This window comes from Pandoraea sp. CB10b_02 (genome assembly GCF_002216225.1).
Classification (GTDB): Bacteria; Pseudomonadota; Gammaproteobacteria; order Burkholderiales; family Burkholderiaceae; genus Pandoraea; species Pandoraea nosoerga.
This window is the reverse complement of the sequence record NZ_NJGW02000031.1, coordinates 23,642-38,668: the sequence shown is the minus strand read 5'-3', so window position 1 is coordinate 38,668 and position 15,027 is coordinate 23,642. Positions and strand designations below refer to the sequence as shown.

26 protein-coding genes are annotated in these 15,027 nt (G+C 62.5%); 13 read left to right on the top strand and 13 right to left on the bottom strand.

The window, feature by feature from the left end:
- The 9 genes from CDN36_RS21270 to CDN36_RS21230 all read right to left on the bottom strand — a co-directional run.
- The coding region (locus CDN36_RS21270) for an Lcl C-terminal domain-containing protein (protein WP_287497819.1) at nucleotides 1-440 on the bottom strand (440 nt) is incomplete at its 3' end.
- Nucleotides 441-469: 29 nt separating this feature from the next.
- The gene (locus CDN36_RS21265) at nucleotides 470-823 is read right to left on the bottom strand and encodes a DUF1566 domain-containing protein (protein WP_287497818.1); all 354 of its coding nucleotides are present in this window, start codon (nucleotides 821-823) and stop codon (nucleotides 470-472) included.
- Between the two features lie 87 nt (nucleotides 824-910).
- A complete protein-coding gene (locus CDN36_RS21260) occupies nucleotides 911-2,650 on the bottom strand; it encodes an AAA family ATPase (RefSeq protein WP_287497817.1) in 1,740 nt (579 codons plus the stop codon).
- Between the two features lie 120 nt (nucleotides 2,651-2,770).
- Complete coding sequence (locus tag CDN36_RS21255) at nucleotides 2,771-3,907, bottom strand: recombinase family protein (RefSeq protein ID WP_287497816.1); 1,137 nt, start codon at nucleotides 3,905-3,907, stop codon at nucleotides 2,771-2,773.
- A gap of 9 nt (nucleotides 3,908-3,916) precedes the next feature.
- Nucleotides 3,917-4,723 (bottom strand): RecB family exonuclease, encoded by an 807-nt coding sequence (locus CDN36_RS21250; protein WP_287497815.1) that lies wholly within the window; start codon nucleotides 4,721-4,723, stop codon nucleotides 3,917-3,919.
- A 122-nt stretch (nucleotides 4,724-4,845) separates the two neighbouring features.
- On the bottom strand, nucleotides 4,846-4,989 hold the full coding sequence (locus tag CDN36_RS21245) for a hypothetical protein (protein WP_287497814.1): 144 nt from the start codon (nucleotides 4,987-4,989) through the stop codon (nucleotides 4,846-4,848).
- A complete protein-coding gene (locus CDN36_RS21240; RefSeq protein ID WP_287497813.1) occupies nucleotides 4,986-5,123 on the bottom strand; it encodes a hypothetical protein in 138 nt (45 codons plus the stop codon). The genes CDN36_RS21245 and CDN36_RS21240 overlap by 4 nt, the downstream gene beginning before the upstream one ends.
- Entirely contained in the window at nucleotides 5,120-5,659 is a 540-nt protein-coding gene (locus CDN36_RS21235) for a DnaJ-like cysteine-rich domain-containing protein (RefSeq protein ID WP_287497812.1), read from the bottom strand. Before CDN36_RS21235 ends, CDN36_RS21240 begins: the two co-directional genes overlap by 4 nt.
- Nucleotides 5,652-5,930 carry a hypothetical protein gene (locus CDN36_RS21230; protein WP_287497811.1) on the bottom strand — a complete coding sequence of 93 codons (279 nt, stop codon included), beginning with the start codon at nucleotides 5,928-5,930 and terminating at the stop codon, nucleotides 5,652-5,654. Before CDN36_RS21230 ends, CDN36_RS21235 begins: the two co-directional genes overlap by 8 nt.
- Nucleotides 5,931-6,830: 900 nt before the next feature.
- Between CDN36_RS21230 and CDN36_RS21225 the strand changes: the two genes are divergently transcribed.
- Both CDN36_RS21225 and CDN36_RS21220 read left to right on the top strand, forming a co-directional pair.
- Nucleotides 6,831-7,238, top strand: a complete 408-nt coding sequence (locus CDN36_RS21225; protein ID WP_048995630.1) for a type II toxin-antitoxin system RelE/ParE family toxin — start codon at nucleotides 6,831-6,833, stop codon at nucleotides 7,236-7,238.
- A complete protein-coding gene (locus CDN36_RS21220; RefSeq protein ID WP_048995628.1) occupies nucleotides 7,213-7,497 on the top strand; it encodes an XRE family transcriptional regulator in 285 nt (94 codons plus the stop codon). Before CDN36_RS21225 ends, CDN36_RS21220 begins: the two co-directional genes overlap by 26 nt.
- A 107-nt stretch (nucleotides 7,498-7,604) precedes the next feature.
- On the opposite strand, the gene CDN36_RS21215 is transcribed toward CDN36_RS21220, so the two are convergent.
- Genes CDN36_RS21215 through CDN36_RS21205 form a run of 3 tightly spaced genes read right to left on the bottom strand, consistent with a single transcriptional unit; the run spans nucleotide 7,605 to nucleotide 9,695 of the window.
- Complete coding sequence (locus tag CDN36_RS21215; RefSeq protein ID WP_065494706.1) at nucleotides 7,605-8,390, bottom strand: DUF1828 domain-containing protein; 786 nt, start codon at nucleotides 8,388-8,390, stop codon at nucleotides 7,605-7,607.
- A complete protein-coding gene (locus tag CDN36_RS21210) occupies nucleotides 8,390-8,881 on the bottom strand; it encodes a DUF6978 family protein (RefSeq protein WP_065494707.1) in 492 nt (163 codons plus the stop codon). The genes CDN36_RS21215 and CDN36_RS21210 overlap by 1 nt, the downstream gene beginning before the upstream one ends.
- A 40-nt stretch (nucleotides 8,882-8,921) precedes the next feature.
- On the bottom strand, nucleotides 8,922-9,695 hold the full coding sequence (locus CDN36_RS21205; RefSeq protein ID WP_287497810.1) for an XRE family transcriptional regulator: 774 nt from the start codon (nucleotides 9,693-9,695) through the stop codon (nucleotides 8,922-8,924).
- A gap of 21 nt (nucleotides 9,696-9,716) precedes the next feature.
- On the opposite strand from CDN36_RS21205, the gene CDN36_RS21200 reads away from it, so the two are divergent.
- Genes CDN36_RS21200 through CDN36_RS21190 form a run of 3 tightly spaced genes read left to right on the top strand, consistent with a single transcriptional unit; the run spans nucleotide 9,717 to nucleotide 10,278 of the window.
- Entirely contained in the window at nucleotides 9,717-9,923 is a 207-nt protein-coding gene (locus CDN36_RS21200) for a hypothetical protein (protein ID WP_088924418.1), read from the top strand.
- Complete coding sequence (locus CDN36_RS21195; RefSeq protein WP_287497809.1) at nucleotides 9,920-10,087, top strand: hypothetical protein; 168 nt, start codon at nucleotides 9,920-9,922, stop codon at nucleotides 10,085-10,087. The genes CDN36_RS21200 and CDN36_RS21195 overlap by 4 nt, the downstream gene beginning before the upstream one ends.
- Nucleotides 10,084-10,278, top strand: coding sequence for a hypothetical protein (locus tag CDN36_RS21190; RefSeq protein WP_217105468.1), 195 nt, complete (start codon nucleotides 10,084-10,086; stop codon nucleotides 10,276-10,278). The genes CDN36_RS21195 and CDN36_RS21190 overlap by 4 nt, the downstream gene beginning before the upstream one ends.
- Before the next feature lie 68 nt (nucleotides 10,279-10,346).
- Here CDN36_RS21190 and CDN36_RS22625 read toward each other — a convergent pair whose 3' ends face one another.
- A complete protein-coding gene (locus tag CDN36_RS22625) occupies nucleotides 10,347-10,583 on the bottom strand; it encodes an ECs_2282 family putative zinc-binding protein (RefSeq protein WP_069220419.1) in 237 nt (78 codons plus the stop codon).
- 101 nt (nucleotides 10,584-10,684) lie between these two features.
- Between CDN36_RS22625 and CDN36_RS21180 the strand changes: the two genes are divergently transcribed.
- From CDN36_RS21180 to CDN36_RS21145, 8 genes are all read left to right on the top strand, one after another.
- Nucleotides 10,685-11,005 carry a MarR family transcriptional regulator gene (locus tag CDN36_RS21180; protein ID WP_287497808.1) on the top strand — a complete coding sequence of 107 codons (321 nt, stop codon included), beginning with the start codon at nucleotides 10,685-10,687 and terminating at the stop codon, nucleotides 11,003-11,005.
- 85 nt (nucleotides 11,006-11,090) lie between these two features.
- Nucleotides 11,091-12,017, top strand: coding sequence for a hypothetical protein (locus CDN36_RS21175; protein WP_287497807.1), 927 nt, complete (start codon nucleotides 11,091-11,093; stop codon nucleotides 12,015-12,017).
- Nucleotides 11,974-12,744: a hypothetical protein gene (locus CDN36_RS21170; protein ID WP_287497806.1), complete on the top strand. Its 771-nt coding sequence runs from the start codon at nucleotides 11,974-11,976 to the stop codon at nucleotides 12,742-12,744. The genes CDN36_RS21175 and CDN36_RS21170 overlap by 44 nt, the downstream gene beginning before the upstream one ends.
- Nucleotides 12,745-12,746: 2 nt before the next feature.
- Nucleotides 12,747-12,950: a hypothetical protein gene (locus CDN36_RS21165; protein ID WP_287497805.1), complete on the top strand. Its 204-nt coding sequence runs from the start codon at nucleotides 12,747-12,749 to the stop codon at nucleotides 12,948-12,950.
- Entirely contained in the window at nucleotides 12,947-13,420 is a 474-nt protein-coding gene (locus CDN36_RS21160) for a RusA family crossover junction endodeoxyribonuclease (protein WP_287497804.1), read from the top strand. The genes CDN36_RS21165 and CDN36_RS21160 overlap by 4 nt, the downstream gene beginning before the upstream one ends.
- 32 nt (nucleotides 13,421-13,452) lie before the next feature.
- Entirely contained in the window at nucleotides 13,453-14,079 is a 627-nt protein-coding gene (locus CDN36_RS21155) for a hypothetical protein (RefSeq protein ID WP_287497803.1), read from the top strand.
- Nucleotides 14,080-14,197: 118 nt separating this feature from the next.
- Nucleotides 14,198-14,377 (top strand): hypothetical protein, encoded by a 180-nt coding sequence (locus tag CDN36_RS21150; protein WP_217039138.1) that lies wholly within the window; start codon nucleotides 14,198-14,200, stop codon nucleotides 14,375-14,377.
- A gap of 86 nt (nucleotides 14,378-14,463) precedes the next feature.
- Entirely contained in the window at nucleotides 14,464-15,027 is a 564-nt protein-coding gene (locus tag CDN36_RS21145; protein WP_287497802.1) for a terminase small subunit, read from the top strand.

The window sequence follows — 15,027 nt, the reverse complement described above, 5'->3', positions numbered from 1 at the left end:
AATCTGCGGACGGCCACCGCGCGAAACCGGTTGTCCTGGAAGTCGTAGTACTGGCAACCATCGTAGAAGTACTGATACCAGGCGAAGCCGCCATCACGCTCCTCGCCAGACCAGTAATACTCGGCAGCGAATTCGCCCTTGAGGTTGGCGTAGAGCAGCGCCTGTTCCTGCCGCGTCGGCAGTTCGCCGTCCCTGCTGGCGGCCCATTCGCGTGCGCCGGAGAAGTCAACGTCCTCAATCTCGCCCGCGAGCTTGATCAGGTAGTGGCTCAGCGTCCCGTCTTCGTTCAGCACAGCCCCGGCAAAACGTTCACCGGCCGCAAGCGGGATCACCGTTTCGTGGATGCGAATCTCAGTTCCCTTTGCCTGTTCCTTGAATCGCTCGATCAGTTGGCCGAGCTCGGTATGTTTGGCCTCGATGGCCTCAAGCGTGATCGTCATTGCATGCCTCGTTCAAATGGTTGAATGACTTAATTTTTGAATCTGCGGACGGCCACCGCGCGCAACCGGTAGTACTGGTGGTTGAAGGTCTGGCGACCATCGTCGAAGTCCTGAAACCAGGCGAAGCCGTCGCCAGCATCCTCGTTGCTCCAGTAGCCAGCTTTTTCGAAGCGGTCTTTGTGCTTCGCGAAGGCGATGGCCTGCTCGGGGCGCGTCATGAGGTCAGCGCCTAGGGACTTTGCCCACTCCATCTGTTCCTGCCATTCGCTGCGCTCGTTGTTGATAGCGACGATCACGGTATGCTCGACGTCGCCATTGGCATCGACGATGCCGCAGAGGTAGATTTCGCCATCGTTGAGCGGCGGGATTACGACCTGGGTCATGAATATCTCCTGAGTGGAATCCGGCGATTGAATGGCTGCCGATAGCCGGAAGAAATGACGGGCCCTGTGGAACAGGTCTACGGAGCGTTATGCGGCTGCTCGGGCCATGCCGACGCAGTGATCAGCGATCCAGTACGGAGTGATCGATTCCGGCATCTGGCCGGGCGCCGCCTTCATGCTCATGAAAACGATGGCGGTATCGATTTCGCCGGCGTGCGCCAGGTCGTCGAGCCAATACAGCAGGTTGTCGCGCTCGGCGCCGACCAGGACGTCGGCGCGATCGAGCATCAGCACGCGCACGCCCGACAGGTTGGCGATGGCCTCAGCTATCAGGGCGTCGGTGCGCCACTTCTCGGACTCGGACAGAAGCGCGTAATCGCGGCCGGCGGCGGTGATCGACATTTCGGCGCTGATCGCTACCGTCGCCCAGCCTGCTGCCTCGGATTGGGCGGCCATGCGGGCGTTGATGGGGGCCAGCGCCTCGCTAAGCAGGTCGGCTGGAATGCCATCAGGTCCGAGCGCGCCGGCGAGCGTGTCCCATGCGACGACGTCCGCATGGTGCTGCGCGGCGCGTTTCGTCTTCTCGGCAGCTTCGGCTACTGCGCGCTGCGACGCTTCGATGCCGGCGACGATCTTCCGGGCCTGCGCAGCGCGGTCCTTGGCCTCGGTCAGTGCTCGCTCGACGTCGGCCCGGGCCGGTGCGTCGTCGTCGGCGTCAGCCGCCGATTCCTTCGCGAGCAGTTCGAGCTGCGCCGCGGCGTCGCGAGCGCGATCGAACTCGGCCTCGCGGCTCTTCACCGCGTTCTGCAGCACTGTCAGGCTCTTCTCGTACTCGGGCAGGCTGGCGGCGGCTTCGTCGTTGCGCTCGACCGGCGTATCTGCTGTCAGCCTCCCGGCGAGGTAGCGCAGCAGGGCGCCGCATTCGGGACACGTGCACGGCATGCCTTCGACCTTACCGCCCGCTGCCGCGCGCAGCGCTTCCACCTTCGGCAGGAACTCGGCCAATTCGGCCCGGGCGCGCTCAAGCGACTCTTCGGCCTTCGGCAGCTTGCCAGCGAGCGCGCGCAGTTCGGCCGCGCGCGTTTCGCGCTGCTGGCGCTGGCGGTCCGCTGCGTCGATCTCGCCGAGCTGGCGCTGCAGGTCCGCAGCTTCACGTTCGAAGTCCTCAATCGTCTGGCGGCCTTCGGCGAGAGCGGCGGCGAGGTCGTCCGGATCCTCAGCGCCTTCGGGCGCCGGGGCCGTCCAGTTGCTCGCTTTCACGACGCCATACGTCTCGCCTGTCACCGCGCGCCATGCGCCTTTGGCCGCCGTAGCCTTCGTCTGCGCCTCGCCGGCGGCCGCTTCGAATCCTGCGCGCACCAGCGGCAGGACCGCTTCGACCTTGTCGCCGGTGATGCCGCGGGCGATGAGACGCTGGCGCACGTCGTCGGTACCGATGGTGACGCCCATCAGGCCGAACAAGAACGTGCGTCGTGCCTTGGCGTCCAGGCTGGCAAAGCGCTGCGCGTCAAGCACGAAGGGAAGGCGCGGGTCAGCCGGGATGGTCTGCGTGATTTTGCCGCCGGGCAGGGCGACGTTGTACGCGCGACCGCCGTCGGCAACGACGACGATGGATCCCGACTCGGCGCCATCGTGCACCAGGCGGCCGTATTCCTTCTTGAGTGCGACACGAACGCTTTCGCCAGCGAGGGCGAGGCGCACGGCGTCCTGAATGCTCGACTTCCCGGCGCCGTTCGGGCCGCAGAACAGAGCGACCGGGGTGCACAGCTCGACGTCAGCCGATCGGATGCCGAGGAAGTTGGTGGTGTGGATGTGGGTGAGCCGCATGGCTTTATCCCTCCTGTTTCCTGTGGGTTATCTGCCCGCCGCGCCGGGGTAATACCGGCAGCGCGGCGACGCTCTTCATCCGGCGCTGGCCGTCTACGCGGGCCGTACCGGGTGAGGTTTTCAGTCGGTGTTGAGAGGGGCGCGCGCGCGGCGGGCCGACGGGGCTGCTGTGGTCGCCTCATCGGCCGGCGTAAGATCGCGCATACGGCGCGAGGCGACCTGGTGCAGCGTCGCTTGCTGCCTTTCGTCAGCAACGTCCTTGATGAGGCTGCGCGCATAGTCGAGCTCGTCGACGTTCTTGGCGCTGAGCAGGGCGCTGTTCACGTGCGAGAACTCGGCGGCGGTGTCGTGTTGGCTGTCGCCAGCATCCGTCTGAGCAGCGCCGTCGCCGATGTCGAGCCCCGGCTGTTGGTTTTCGTCGGGGGCGGATTTTTGCGCCGCGCCGCTGCCCTGGGCCGATTCGACGACGTCGGCCGGTTCGGCACGCGCGGCAGTTTGCATTGCGTTGGTTCGCATTTCGCCGACGGTGGTCGACGGCACGGTAAAGCTACCGTCCGGGTTCAGGTCGATGATGTCCTGCGCTTCCTCGACGGTTTGCAGACCCATGAGTAGCTCGGGCGCGTAGAGCTTGCCGAAGAACGACGCCGTACGATATCGCAGCATCACTTCGGGCATGGTCTGCCACTTGCTGCCGCTCTTGCCGTACCAGCCTTCCTTGACCGCCATTTCGACGGACACCTTCGGGCTGTCGATGCGGGTGCCCGTTTCCTTCTCGACGGCCCAGGCGATGCACTCGAGGTTCTGCACCGTGGCCTTGTGCTTCGTGGTGACGCGCTGGCGATCCACCCACTTTGTGACCTCGTACTCGACTTCCTTGGGACCGAGGTCTTTGAGGTCGAAGCGCAGCGGCGAGAAACGGCCGCAGCCGTTGATCGCGGCGATGATCCACTGCGAGGACCAGGACGGCCGGCCTTCGACGATGTACAGGTTCTGCATCACCATCAGCGGGTCGGCGCCCATGCGCTGCGACATGTTCAGCGCCACGACGCAATTGGCGAGTGCGTTGGCGTTCTCGCCTTTCTTCTCGTCCCACGCACGGTAGGCGACGGGAACGAGCGTCGAGCTGGAAAGCAACTTGGCGGCGCGCTGCATCAGTTCGAACGATTGCAGGCTGCTGAATCCGGGTGCGACGGCAGGAAGGTTGGCTTCGCGCGGCGCGGGCGAGCGCAGGTTGTCGAGGGTAGTCGGTGCGTTCATTGCGATGTCTCAGTCGTGGAATTGGCAGGTGGCGTAGCGCGGGCAGTACTTCTCCGAGCACAGCAACGATTTAGGGTTGGGGTAGAAGCGGCCGGTCTTGAACATGTCGGCCGCGAACTCGATCAGGCCAGGCGTCGATTCGGAACCGAGCATGGCGCGCTTGGCGTTCTTGATCGTGCCGGTGGCGATTTCGAGCGTGCCTTTCGTCTTGAGGCCGATGATTTCGGCGTCGTCGCCGATGACGTCGCCAGTCGAATGCTCGTAGAGAATCTCGTAGGTTCCGACCTGCGGCCCGTGCCCCTTCGTCACGGCCGCGCCTTTTTGCACCGCGGCGGACCCGCTTTTCAGATCGGCGATGCCTACGCCGGCGGCAGTGCGGCGCACGCGAGCGCGGTCCATCGTGCCGGTAAGGCGCACCACGATCCCGTTTCCGCAATCGATGTCGAGCGGCTTCGTTTCCATCTCGACGGCCACGAACTCGAACTGCGGCGAGATTTCGCGACAGTATTTCGTCAGCAACGTGATGCCGATGCGCTCGGCCTCGGACATCGTCAGATCGTCTTGCGACGGGTCGAACTCGTTCTCGGGGTCGCGCAGCTTGTCGACGAACGCGCCGGCCGCGTCGTCGGCGGTGAGGCCCGCGCCGTCCAGGCGGCTCTGGTCGAATACGGCCGTGCCCGCATGGATGGCGGTGCCCAGCGCCGCGCGCAGGCCGACGACGTTACGCAGCTTGAGCAGGTGGATGCCTTCCCAGCGGTAGGAACAGTCGAAAAGCGCGCCCCAACTCGAAGCGCGAACGGTGTAGATGCTCTGCATGGCGGTTCTCTCAGTGAATGCGGACAAACTCGGGACCGCTGGCGAGCCAGCGGCCGGTGAGGCGGTAGCCGGCGGCGCGCTGCAGGCGCACGTACTCGGCCCAGGTCAGTTCGATATGCACGTCAGTTCTCCCAGGTGGTCAGGCAGTACGTCATAGGATGGACGGCGCGGCAGGCGCGCCAGCTTTCGGCCTCGCGCCATGCTAGAAAGGCAAGGATCGATGCGATCAGCGCGGCGGTGATCGCGGTGCGCGCAGTGGCTTTCATTGCGGCGTGCGCCCGTATGACGGGACGTCGGCGGCATACGAGTCGGCGCTGTACTTGAAGATGCCGACGAGCAGGAACAGGAAGGCGAGGACGGCGAGCATGCGAGCGCAGAAGTCAAGGACAAGGCGGATCATGCTGCACCCCCTGCATTCACCTTCCCGGTGCCTTCGCAGGCTTCGCACGTCTCGCGGAACGTCTGCACGTCAGACTTGCGCTCGGCCACTTGGCGCTCAACGTCGTTGAACCCCTTGCCGTAACAGGCTTGGCACTCGACTTGGTTGTCGTCGCCTCGTGCTTTGGCGAGGGCGGCGCGGATCTTCGAAGCGGCGTCGGCGTAATTCCGGCGCTTCTTCTCGTTCGGAGTGTTGAAGCACACCGCCTCGATGTAGGAGAGTGCCATTTCTGACGCCTCTAGCAGTTCCGCGTTGATGGCGTTGATTTGTGCGAATTGCTCAGCAGCCGCATTTCCTGCGTTCTGAATCCACTCAACGGGAGTGCTCCCGGTGTGTCCGTCGTAGGGCGTACTTTCATCGAACCAACAGTCCGTATGGTGGTAAGCCTTCCCAGCGCATGCGACTGCCGAGAGGATAAGATCAACGGCATACACGCCCGTTGAACCGAAACCGTAGTAGTAGGCGTCCATGCGCAGATCCGGCGTGTGCTTATCCATGAGCCACCTCGCCCTCGGCAAATACGTTCACCTCAGCCTCGAACGCTTCCTGCATGATCTCGCCGGCGCGCTTTGTGTCCTGCTTGATGAGCGCGTCGAGCAGTTCGAGATAGGCCGGGTAGCTGTCTTCTTCGAGACGCTTCAGCGCGTTCAGGGGATCGGCAGACTCAGCAGCGCGCTCACGCGCACTCGCCCGGGCCTCAGCGGCGCTCTGTTGGCGCATAAAAGCGCCGAGATCCCGCATCGCGATGCAGGAAAGTTGGGTGCTCACGGGGAATCCTCCAAAGAGGTGGGAAGCCCCGGAAGAACACCGGGGCGGTGTTGCGAGGGTGACGCTACGTTGTCGCGGGGCCGAAGCCCCGGAAGGTGTTGGGCCGTGCGAGCAATAGCGCTTTCAATCTCGGCAATTATTTTTCGAGACTTATGCGGTGGTAGAACGCGCGAATTGCCGTTCAAATCCGTCACGGTGTAGATGACGCCATGACTTCCGTCATGACGCGGGAAGCACGTGCGAGTGTGCTTTTTGCCTCGCACTACAACGGACTGTTTCAATACGTCCATTTCGTTTGCTCCTGTGTCGTGTACATGGCGCGGCTCTCGCAAGAAAGCCGCCTCAGATACATTGCTTAGCGTCCCCACCCGGCTACACCGGATTGGCTACCGCTCCGGGCCGCGCGAGGTTTGTGCCGATTACCTCGCCATCGACACGGTTTAGGGGCGCCGCGATGAGCCGCGGAAGCCAGTCGGGCCAGCCGACCAACCATTTCCGCGTTTCCAACCTACTCATCCACGCGTGTGGGAGATGTGTGCGCTCGGCGGCACTATGGCCGCGTGGCACCTTTTATCCGCCGAATTTTTAGAGAGCACCCGGGGGGCCGGGCGGGCAGCGATGTGTGCTGCGTTGAGATGAATATTAGGATGCTAATAGAAGCGTGTCAATAGGAAACTAATACTCTCACTCGAGAAATTTGTAACAGAGGGGAATGCGGTGCCCGTGAGGGCGTTGCGAGCGCGATGCCGAGGGTGGGAAGGGCGGTGCGACGCAGGGCGCAAAAAAGCCCGTGGGAGGGCGGCTGGTGGATGGCGAAGCCCCTGGCTGGCGGGAAGGGAAACGACTTGCTTTCTGTACCAACTTTGGTACGATTGAGGCATTCCCCAATCCTATTCCCCTATGGTCGAGCCGGTCAGTCGCGTGCTCTCTGTCCATTTCTTTCGGACCGAGAGCGGTAACGAGCCCGTCCGCGAATGGCTTCGCGGGCTGGATGTTCAGGACCGCAAGGCCATTGGCGACGACATCAAGACGGTAGAGATTGGCTGGCCGCTCGGGATGCCGTTGGTTCGGAAGATGGAAGCGGATCTGTGGGAAGTCCGGGTCGACCTATATCAGCGGATTGCCCGGGTACTGTTTACGGTCGTCGGGGACAAGATGGTCTTGCTTCACGGCTTCATCAAGAAGTCTCAGGAAACGCCCCAGACCGACCTGAAACTGGCCCGGACAAGACTGCGCCAGTTGCGCGACTCGGCTGGTACTGAGCAACTGAAGGAGTCACATCATGGCAAACAAGCACATCGGAAGTAGCTTTGACGATTTCCTTGCCGAGGAAGGTAGGCTCGAAGAAGCTACGGCGACTGCCATGAAGCGGCTAATCGCGTGGCAGATCGAGCAGGAAATGAAGGCCCAGAAGCTGTCCAAGACCGCTATGGCCGCTCGTATGCACACGAGCCGCGCTGCGCTCAATCGACTTCTGGATGAAGAGGATGCGAGTCTCACGCTGACGACGTTGGCGAGTGCGTTGACGGCCTTGGGGAAACGGATGGAATTCAAGCTGACGGCTTGACGGCGCATAAGCCGCGCCAGGCGGGCTGAGGGAGGGATTCGGGCGGAGTCAGAAATGACAAGCCCCGCGCTTGGCGGGCTTGGGTGAGGGCTTGAGCGGATTCCTACTTAGGATGGCTCCAAGGCCTCCTTGATCTTGCGGACAAGCGCCTCTGCCTCGGAGAGCGACGGAACTTGGTCATTGGCAACCGATGTCAGTCGTGACACATCCGTTCTGGAAATGGACGCCATATCGGAGTACACGACCATGCTGCGAAACTTGAAGTGATGCATCTGTAGATGCTGCATCACAATAGTGGCCAATCGGGCCTTTGCTTGGCTGGGAACACCAAAAATTAAGAGCGGAGCGCGAGGCGTAACAATGCCGAAATCCGCCAAATAGCGATCCGCATCAGGAACCCCGGGTGCCGCATAGTCCCGCTGGACGCGGTCGGCCCCGGCAACCTCGGCAATTCGTTCATACAGATCATCGTAGAACGTGCTCTCGACCTGCACCCGATTTAGGAATGTAAGGTCGTGAACGCGCGTGAGCGCTTGCCCGAAGCGAAATACGCCGGCGCCCAACTGATCGCCGGGGACTTCGATGACAAGCTCGCCATCCTCGTCGACTAGCCCCATTTCCGCTAGCACCTGGGAAAAGATCCGGCTGCGCGTGCCTTCTCTGAGCTTGTCGATATCCTGCTCGTAGCTCAGATGCATCAGCGTGCCGCCCATGTCGCTGATACGAAAGCCCCCGCTAGGCAGCCTTCGCAAATACATCGAGAACGAATCGCCATCAGGGAAATGGAATGGCGTACGCACATGGACGAGCCCATCTGAGCGCTCCTGAAGGCTCACTTCAGAGCAGAGCGCTTTGCAAAGTTCGGCCTGGAGGAGTTGAGTCGTGGCTTCCATTACAACAATGATAGCTGGCGCTCGTTGCCAGTGTCACGCCCTCGAGGATATCCACTGATGTTGCAATCGATCAAGAGACATTCAATCGCATCAGGCAATGTGCTGTAGCGCTCCGTCGCTTCAGCATACATTTCAGCCTTGCGCCCAGCCTGGATGTATCGCTGGGTTGCCCGATGAATGTGGCAGCTGAACTGAAACTTGGTCCCTTCGATGGGGTTCCCATGCTCGTGGTCGTAGCCGTTATATCGAGTAAGGATTACGCGTTGGCCCGGTGCTGCATGCCAAATTAGCCCGCACGAAAAATTCTCCGGAATCAGTGTGCTTTGACGCGTTATCAGCGTGAAATGGTCATCACCCTCAATCGACTTGACGTCGAAATTCCTCTCGAGGTGTTTGGCCTTTGGGACCTCGCGCGCCCGCGGGTTGACAACCTGCTTGGATTTCCTCAGCAGGTGTTCGATCACATCGTCGGTAAGGCTGCTCGGATCCATTTTTCTACATTTTTCTATCTTGTGAGGCGGAACGTCGCGATCAGTTGCCACCGGCCCAGCCAGAACCGGACCGGTAGATGACTTCCCCCATGATCGTCACCGATTCCATCAGTTCGGGCGTCACGATCTTGTCTGGATACTTTCCCGAGTTAATGGAGTGAAGGCAGATTGAGCCGCCGGCCTGCTTGAAAATTTGCTTCACCAACGGTTCGCCTTCGAAGTAAATCGCGTACACCTTGCCGTCCCGTATATGCGTCTTCGCCGTATCGACCATGATCATGTCGCGATCGAACAGGTACGGCTCCATGCTGTCACCATGCACGCACACGAGCTTGCAATCCTTGGGCTTCGACCCTAGAGCCCGGAAAAAGCCGATGTCGAACGGCAAAGCCTTCTTCTGCCGTACTTCCCACTGAATCAAACCGGTCCCCGCACTGAATCTGTAGTCGTACCTGTCCAGCCAGACGCGGTTTTCGTCAGGCGGCAGGTCGTCAGGGTGCTCCCACACCAGGACGTTCCCTTGGTCTTCGGGAATTTTGTGTTGTCCGACGGCGCGTTCGCGCGGTCCCTTTCCTGTCTCGAGCCAGTCGGCGGAGACGCTCAGCGCACGGGCTAACGCGGCCAAATGCTTCGATCCCTGGTTCTTCCCAGATTCGATCTGTCCTATGAGGCCCTGCGATACGCCGACTTGGCGAGCGAGTGCCTCCTGAGACAGCTTGGCGTCGAGGCGCGCCGCTTTGACGCGCGATCCTAAAGTTTCCATGGACGCGAGAATATTAGAAAACTCAAATAGTTTGCTCTTGACTTGATTCATTAGGATGCTAATATCTGCCTCATGAACTGGAAATCTCTGATCCGCGATCTATTGGATGCCCATTGGACTCAGCGAGCGATCGCGGAGCACATCGGCGTTACTCAGGCATCTATCAGCCAGGTACTCAGCGACAAGGCTGGGTCTCAGCGTGGGTTCCGCTTCGAGCCGGGACAGAAGTTGGTCGAGCTCCACTCGCGGATCTGCGCCCAGACCAAGGAGGAGGCATGAAACGCCTCCTGGCATTCATCGAGCGCTGGATCAGCCCGGCGAGCGGATATCCAATTTTTTCTGGGTTGCTCGCCGGTCTGTTGATAGCGCATGTCGTCGTGCTGGGCTTCTGCGGCCTCGCATGGTTGATCCATTGGCTGCCTTGGCATGGAGGTGTGAAGTGAAGAAGACCCGCGTGTTCAAGCCGGTGCGCGCCGAGCATAAGCCGTCGACGCGATGGCTTTCGCGCCCGAGCGTCGAGCGCGAAAGGTGGCGGCGCTTCGCGGAGAGTGCCATCGAACAAATTAACGAGGGCGCGCGGAAGATTTACGGAGCGCTGTACCCGAAAGATGCTCCCCATCCGACGGATAAGTGATGCCCGGTCCCATTCAAATGCAGGTCCGCTTCGAGACCGAGCAGATAGAAGCGCGTCTGACCGAGCTGTCAGAACTTCTTCAACGCCTTCCGGAGCGCGTCGCCGATGGCATCCGAAAACGCATCGCCGATCTTCCTGACCAGCTCGTCGATTTCGCCCTTGGTGAGGGTCTTCGAACAACCGGCGCAGGTCGCCGCGATGTTCGGGTCTACACCATCCGGCTGTTCTCCCCCGTGCTCGATGAATTGTGTGCCGCCGCACGCGGGGCAGCGGATTGGAGCGGTTCCTAAGTTGTGTGTGGTCATGCGAACCCCGTTGTGAGTGGGTTGAGGAAGTGGAGAGCTTCAATTCTCGCATAGCGGGGGTTCGCATCTTTTCAGTGGGCGCAGCTGAGCTGCGAACAAAAATGAGTACGGAAACAGTTTCGGCTTCTGAGATTGAAAACGCACGCATGCTCGGTGCACGCAATGAATCCGAGATCTTGCGTGCGATTGCACGCGTGACGCAGGCGCATGTGGCTGATTGCATGGGCGTGTCGGCTAGCACCATCAGCCGAGCGCTGGACGACTTGAACCGGTGGGCGCTGCTTCTGGCCGCCGCCGGCCTGCAGGTCGTTCCGGTCGATTCCATGGTCGTCGACGCGCACGAACTGACGGCGCTCGAGAGCATGGCGTTCAAGTATCTGGAGACGCGCCAGCAGCAGCGCGTCAAGGAGGGGCGGTCATGAGCCAGCTCCAGATCGCACTGGTCGCCTACGTCGCGCTCGTCGTCGTGCTCTGCGCGCTGCTCGCTTGGCTCATGCGGAGGTAGGCGTGGCCGCAATCCCGTATCCGTCCGACACACGGGCGAAGGGCTGGCGTTTCGAGCTCGACTACGAGCGCATCCGCCAATCTGACACGTGGGCCCTCGCTGCGCCCGAAATCCGCCCGTGGCTGCTCATGCTCTGGATGACCGCGTGGGAACAGACGCCGTGCGGCAGCCTGCCCGACGATGATGAACTGATCGCCGCGCGCATCGGGATGGATCTCGAGCAATTTCAATCGGCAAAGAAGCGCCTCATGCGTGGCTGGTGGGCCGCCGAGGATGGCCGCCTGTACCACAACACGATGGTTGAACGCGTGCTCGAAATGCTGGAGACGCGCGACAAAGAACGTGCTCGGAAAGCAGGCCAGCGCGAACGGAAAAAGACCGCCGACCCTTCCGGCGATGTCCCGGATTTGTCCCATGGGACAGACGGTGGACAACCTCAGGACTCCACCCGGAGTCACGACACCGGAACCGGAACCGGAACCGGAAGTAAACCTAAAACCGAAGGTACTAACGACGGCGTACGCACAGCTTCGCGTGCGCGCACGTGCGAAGGCGCGCTGTCCGCCGCCGAGATTTCGACATCGCTCCGGGAGTGGGAGCGAGAGCGTGGCAAGGCCGTGCGCAACCTCACGCCAAGCCAGCAGCAGGTGATCGATCTCGCTGCGGCCCGGCCAACGGCGTTGGAGTTGCGCAAGGCGTACGAGCTGGCCGTCGAGGATCGCGACAACGCGAACGACCCGGGGCCGATCAACGCGAACTTCGTGCGGACGAAGCTGGAGCGGGTGAGGCGCCCGCCTCGCGCTTCCCCGCAACCGAGCTGGAGTGACCAGACCGCAGCGATCCTCGCCGGCCTCGCCGGTAACCCCTTGGGAGACGAGTATGGGCATGACCCAGGCACCATCGACGTCGACGCGACTATCGTCGGCTGACTGGCCGCAAGACGCGGCACCGCAGCGGCTCATTGAGCGCTTGTTTGCCATCCTTGGGCAGCGCTACGGGGCCCGCCTCGCGGACATGTGGCGCGGCGGCGATCCGTTGCGGCCCGAGACGGTGCAAAAGCACCTCGACGGCGTGAAGCGCCAGTGGGCGCTCGACCTGGCGGACCTGACGCCGTCCGAGTGGCAGCGCGGCATCGCCGCTTTACGCGATCGGCCTTACGTGCCGACCTGCCCGGAATTCCGCCTGCTGTGCCGACCACGCCAGCACGTCAGCGAGGTGCTCGACTACGCCGTCGCGCAGTTGCATCGTCGCAGCACCGACGGCGGCGACGTCTGGCCCGATCCCACGGTCTACTGGGCGGCCCAGCGCGTCGGCGGGTACGAGATGCGCACTCTCGGTCGCGACGTGCTCGTGAAGCGGTTCGCGGCGGCGCTTGATGCGGTTCGGGACGAGGGCACCGTGCCGCCCGTGCCGCCCGCTATGGCCGCGCTTCCCACGCCCGGCAAAGCCACGACGGACAAGGCGACCGCTCGTGCCCACTTGGCCGCGATTCTGGCAGGCCGCCCGGGGCGCTCGGAACGCTCGCTCTCTCGCGCGCGCGAGGCGTTGCTCCCGGTTGCAGATCGGCCCGATGCCGTGGCGAAGTTGCTCCCGAACTCGATCCTCGCGTATGCGCGAGGGGCACAGAAGGGCGCGCAGCGCTCGCCGCGGGGCTGACGATGGAACAGTGCTCGCTCTGCCGAGCCAACGCCGGCCGGCTCGACTTCACGAAGCTGTGCTGCCGCGTCCGGCACCTGATGGCGCAGCCGACGGTGGAAATGCGGCGCGAGACGCTTGCTCGGTGGCGCGAGCAGTTGGGGGAATCGGCCGCGGCCGAGATTGAGAACGAAGTGAAAGCCCGATGGGCAGCGAGGAAAGCATGACCGAAAACCGCCATCTGTTCGACGACACCCGGCTCCTGCGCCGGGTTGTTTTCTCCGTGCCCGGCCAGCCCGTGGCAAAGGGCCGACCGAAGTTCGCGCGCCAGGGCGGCTTCGTGCGCGCTTACACGCCCGAGAAGACCGTGAACTACGAGACGCTCGTGAAGCTGGCCGCCGGCGAGGCAATGGCGGGCGCCGCGCCTATCGACGGGCCGGTCGAGCTGTGGCTCGACATCGAACTCGCCATTCCAGCGAGCTGGTCGAAGAAGAAGCATGCGGCAGCCGTGGCCGGGAAGGTCGCCGCGACAAAGAAACCCGATGCGGACAACGTCCTCAAGGCGATCAAGGACGGGATGAATGGCATCGTCTGGAACGACGACGCCCAGGCGGTCGAGTACCGCATCAGCAAGCGTTACAGCCTGACGCCCGGCGTGCGGGTGCAGGTTGAGCAGTTGCCGCTGGAAGCGGCGTGATGGATTGGCACTTTTGACGGGGGAACAGGCCAATGAATGAAGCATTCCAAGACACTCGGCAGGCGCTGCACGTGGCGTACCTCGTCCTGTCGTTACCGCCGCGGCAGAAAGCGCCGTTCCGAAACATGCTAATCCGGATCCTCGAGGACATCGATCGCCCGACCAAGGCGCAGGAAGCCTGGTTGAACGAGCTGCGCGGCCCGCAGGGTGATTTCGACCCGGACCGGCTGACGCTCGAGGAATACCGGGCCCAGTGCGCCATGATCACGGACGCGGCGCGCACACGGCTGCCTTCGCCCGAGTATGCCGCGGTGCTGGCTCGCTTCGCGCACGGCGACGAGAAGGTGGCGGGCATCAACGCGCTGGCGATCTGGTCGAGGAAGTCGAGCGGCATCACGGCTGTGGCGCTGCTGCGCGACCTGGCGGCATGGAACTACCTGCCGCGCGCGAAGAGGGAAGGGGCGTCGATCCGGGATCTTGCTGAGCGGCACAAGGTGACGAAGGATAGAGCCTTCCGCGCGGCAAAGTGGATGGCTACGCGCTTCGCGGAACTGGAAAATCTGGCGGTTGCGCGCCTCGAGACTGGGTTCGTGCTGCACGGCGTGGTGCCGTCCCCGAACCGTCCTGCGTGCGATTTCGCGCAATCCGTTGCAGCGTAAGGACTTCGAAGGAAAAAGTGCTTGCAGTTTTGCGACAAAGCACCTAAAATTTGCCCATACTCACCGCAAGTACACCCAAAGCCCGCCCAGTGCGGGCTTTTTGCATTGAGGTTCCGCCATGCCTTTCCGCATCCTCGAATCCCGCATGTACCGCGATCCGATGCTGGTGCTGGAGGCGAAGCAGGAAGCCGAGGCGCGCCAGAAGCGAAGGCAGGCCGAGCGCACGCAGCCGAGCGCTGCGCGCCGTGCGGCCGAAGCGTTGTTCGACATCCCGCCGCGGCCCGCTCCGGAGCCGTGATTCCCCGCTCGCCGCGCAACGCGGATGGCAGCCGGGAATAGACCGGCGAGAATTTTTCAGGTGAAGCGACAGCTTCTCATAACCACATGCGGAAACTCACCCCCAAGCAGCAGCGCTTTGTCGACGAGTATCTGGTCGACCTGAACGCGACGCAGGCGGCGATCCGCGCGGGATACAGCCCGAAGACGGCATATCGGATTGGTGCCGAGCTACTTCAGAAAACCTCAGTCGCGGCGGCGCTTGCCGAGTGCATGAAGGCGCGTCGTCAGCGCACGCAGGTCGACGCGGACTACGTGCTGCAGCGCATGGTCGAAATTGATCAGATGGATGTGCTCGACATCATGACCGACGACATGGCGCTCAAGCCCGTGAGCGATTGGCCGAAAGTCTGGCGGCAATACCTCAGCGGGTTTGATCTGGCTGAAATGTTCGACGGCGCCGGCGACGCGCGCGAGATGGTTGGCATCCTGAAGAAGATCAAGTGGCCCGACAAGGTAAAGAACCTCGAGCTGCTTGGCCGCCATCTGGGCATGTTCAAAGACAAGGTCGAGGTGACGGGCAAGGACGGCGGCCCGGTGCAGTCGATCTCCACCGTGACGAACGATCCGATCGAAGCCGCAAAGTTGTACGCGCAGTTGATGAACCCATAG

What these genes read in the sequence shown, in the direction of transcription:
- CDN36_RS21265 (WP_287497818.1), bottom strand. Translation starts at nt 823, where the DNA reads ATGACCCAGGTCGTAATCCCGCCGCTCAACGATGGCGAAATCTACCTC.
- CDN36_RS21260 (WP_287497817.1), bottom strand. Translation starts at nt 2,650, where the DNA reads ATGCGGCTCACCCACATCCACACCACCAACTTCCTCGGCATCCGATCG.
- CDN36_RS21255 (WP_287497816.1), bottom strand. Translation starts at nt 3,907, where the DNA reads ATGAACGCACCGACTACCCTCGACAACCTGCGCTCGCCCGCGCCGCGC.
- CDN36_RS21250 (WP_287497815.1), bottom strand. Translation starts at nt 4,723, where the DNA reads ATGCAGAGCATCTACACCGTTCGCGCTTCGAGTTGGGGCGCGCTTTTC.
- CDN36_RS21245 (WP_287497814.1), bottom strand. Translation starts at nt 4,989, where the DNA reads ATGAAAGCCACTGCGCGCACCGCGATCACCGCCGCGCTGATCGCATCG.
- CDN36_RS21240 (WP_287497813.1), bottom strand. Translation starts at nt 5,123, where the DNA reads ATGATCCGCCTTGTCCTTGACTTCTGCGCTCGCATGCTCGCCGTCCTC.
- CDN36_RS21235 (WP_287497812.1), bottom strand. Translation starts at nt 5,659, where the DNA reads ATGGATAAGCACACGCCGGATCTGCGCATGGACGCCTACTACTACGGT.
- CDN36_RS21225 (WP_048995630.1), top strand. Translation starts at nt 6,831, where the DNA reads ATGGTCGAGCCGGTCAGTCGCGTGCTCTCTGTCCATTTCTTTCGGACC.
- CDN36_RS21220 (WP_048995628.1), top strand. Translation starts at nt 7,213, where the DNA reads ATGGCAAACAAGCACATCGGAAGTAGCTTTGACGATTTCCTTGCCGAG.
- CDN36_RS21215 (WP_065494706.1), bottom strand. Translation starts at nt 8,390, where the DNA reads ATGGAAGCCACGACTCAACTCCTCCAGGCCGAACTTTGCAAAGCGCTC.
- CDN36_RS21210 (WP_065494707.1), bottom strand. Translation starts at nt 8,881, where the DNA reads ATGGATCCGAGCAGCCTTACCGACGATGTGATCGAACACCTGCTGAGG.
- CDN36_RS21205 (WP_287497810.1), bottom strand. Translation starts at nt 9,695, where the DNA reads ATGAATCAAGTCAAGAGCAAACTATTTGAGTTTTCTAATATTCTCGCG.
- CDN36_RS21200 (WP_088924418.1), top strand. Translation starts at nt 9,717, where the DNA reads ATGAACTGGAAATCTCTGATCCGCGATCTATTGGATGCCCATTGGACT.
- CDN36_RS21195 (WP_287497809.1), top strand. Translation starts at nt 9,920, where the DNA reads ATGAAACGCCTCCTGGCATTCATCGAGCGCTGGATCAGCCCGGCGAGC.
- CDN36_RS22625 (WP_069220419.1), bottom strand. Translation starts at nt 10,583, where the DNA reads ATGACCACACACAACTTAGGAACCGCTCCAATCCGCTGCCCCGCGTGC.
- CDN36_RS21180 (WP_287497808.1), top strand. Translation starts at nt 10,685, where the DNA reads ATGAGTACGGAAACAGTTTCGGCTTCTGAGATTGAAAACGCACGCATG.
- CDN36_RS21170 (WP_287497806.1), top strand. Translation starts at nt 11,974, where the DNA reads ATGACCCAGGCACCATCGACGTCGACGCGACTATCGTCGGCTGACTGG.
- CDN36_RS21165 (WP_287497805.1), top strand. Translation starts at nt 12,747, where the DNA reads ATGGAACAGTGCTCGCTCTGCCGAGCCAACGCCGGCCGGCTCGACTTC.
- CDN36_RS21160 (WP_287497804.1), top strand. Translation starts at nt 12,947, where the DNA reads ATGACCGAAAACCGCCATCTGTTCGACGACACCCGGCTCCTGCGCCGG.
- CDN36_RS21155 (WP_287497803.1), top strand. Translation starts at nt 13,453, where the DNA reads ATGAATGAAGCATTCCAAGACACTCGGCAGGCGCTGCACGTGGCGTAC.
- CDN36_RS21150 (WP_217039138.1), top strand. Translation starts at nt 14,198, where the DNA reads ATGCCTTTCCGCATCCTCGAATCCCGCATGTACCGCGATCCGATGCTG.
- CDN36_RS21145 (WP_287497802.1), top strand. Translation starts at nt 14,464, where the DNA reads ATGCGGAAACTCACCCCCAAGCAGCAGCGCTTTGTCGACGAGTATCTG.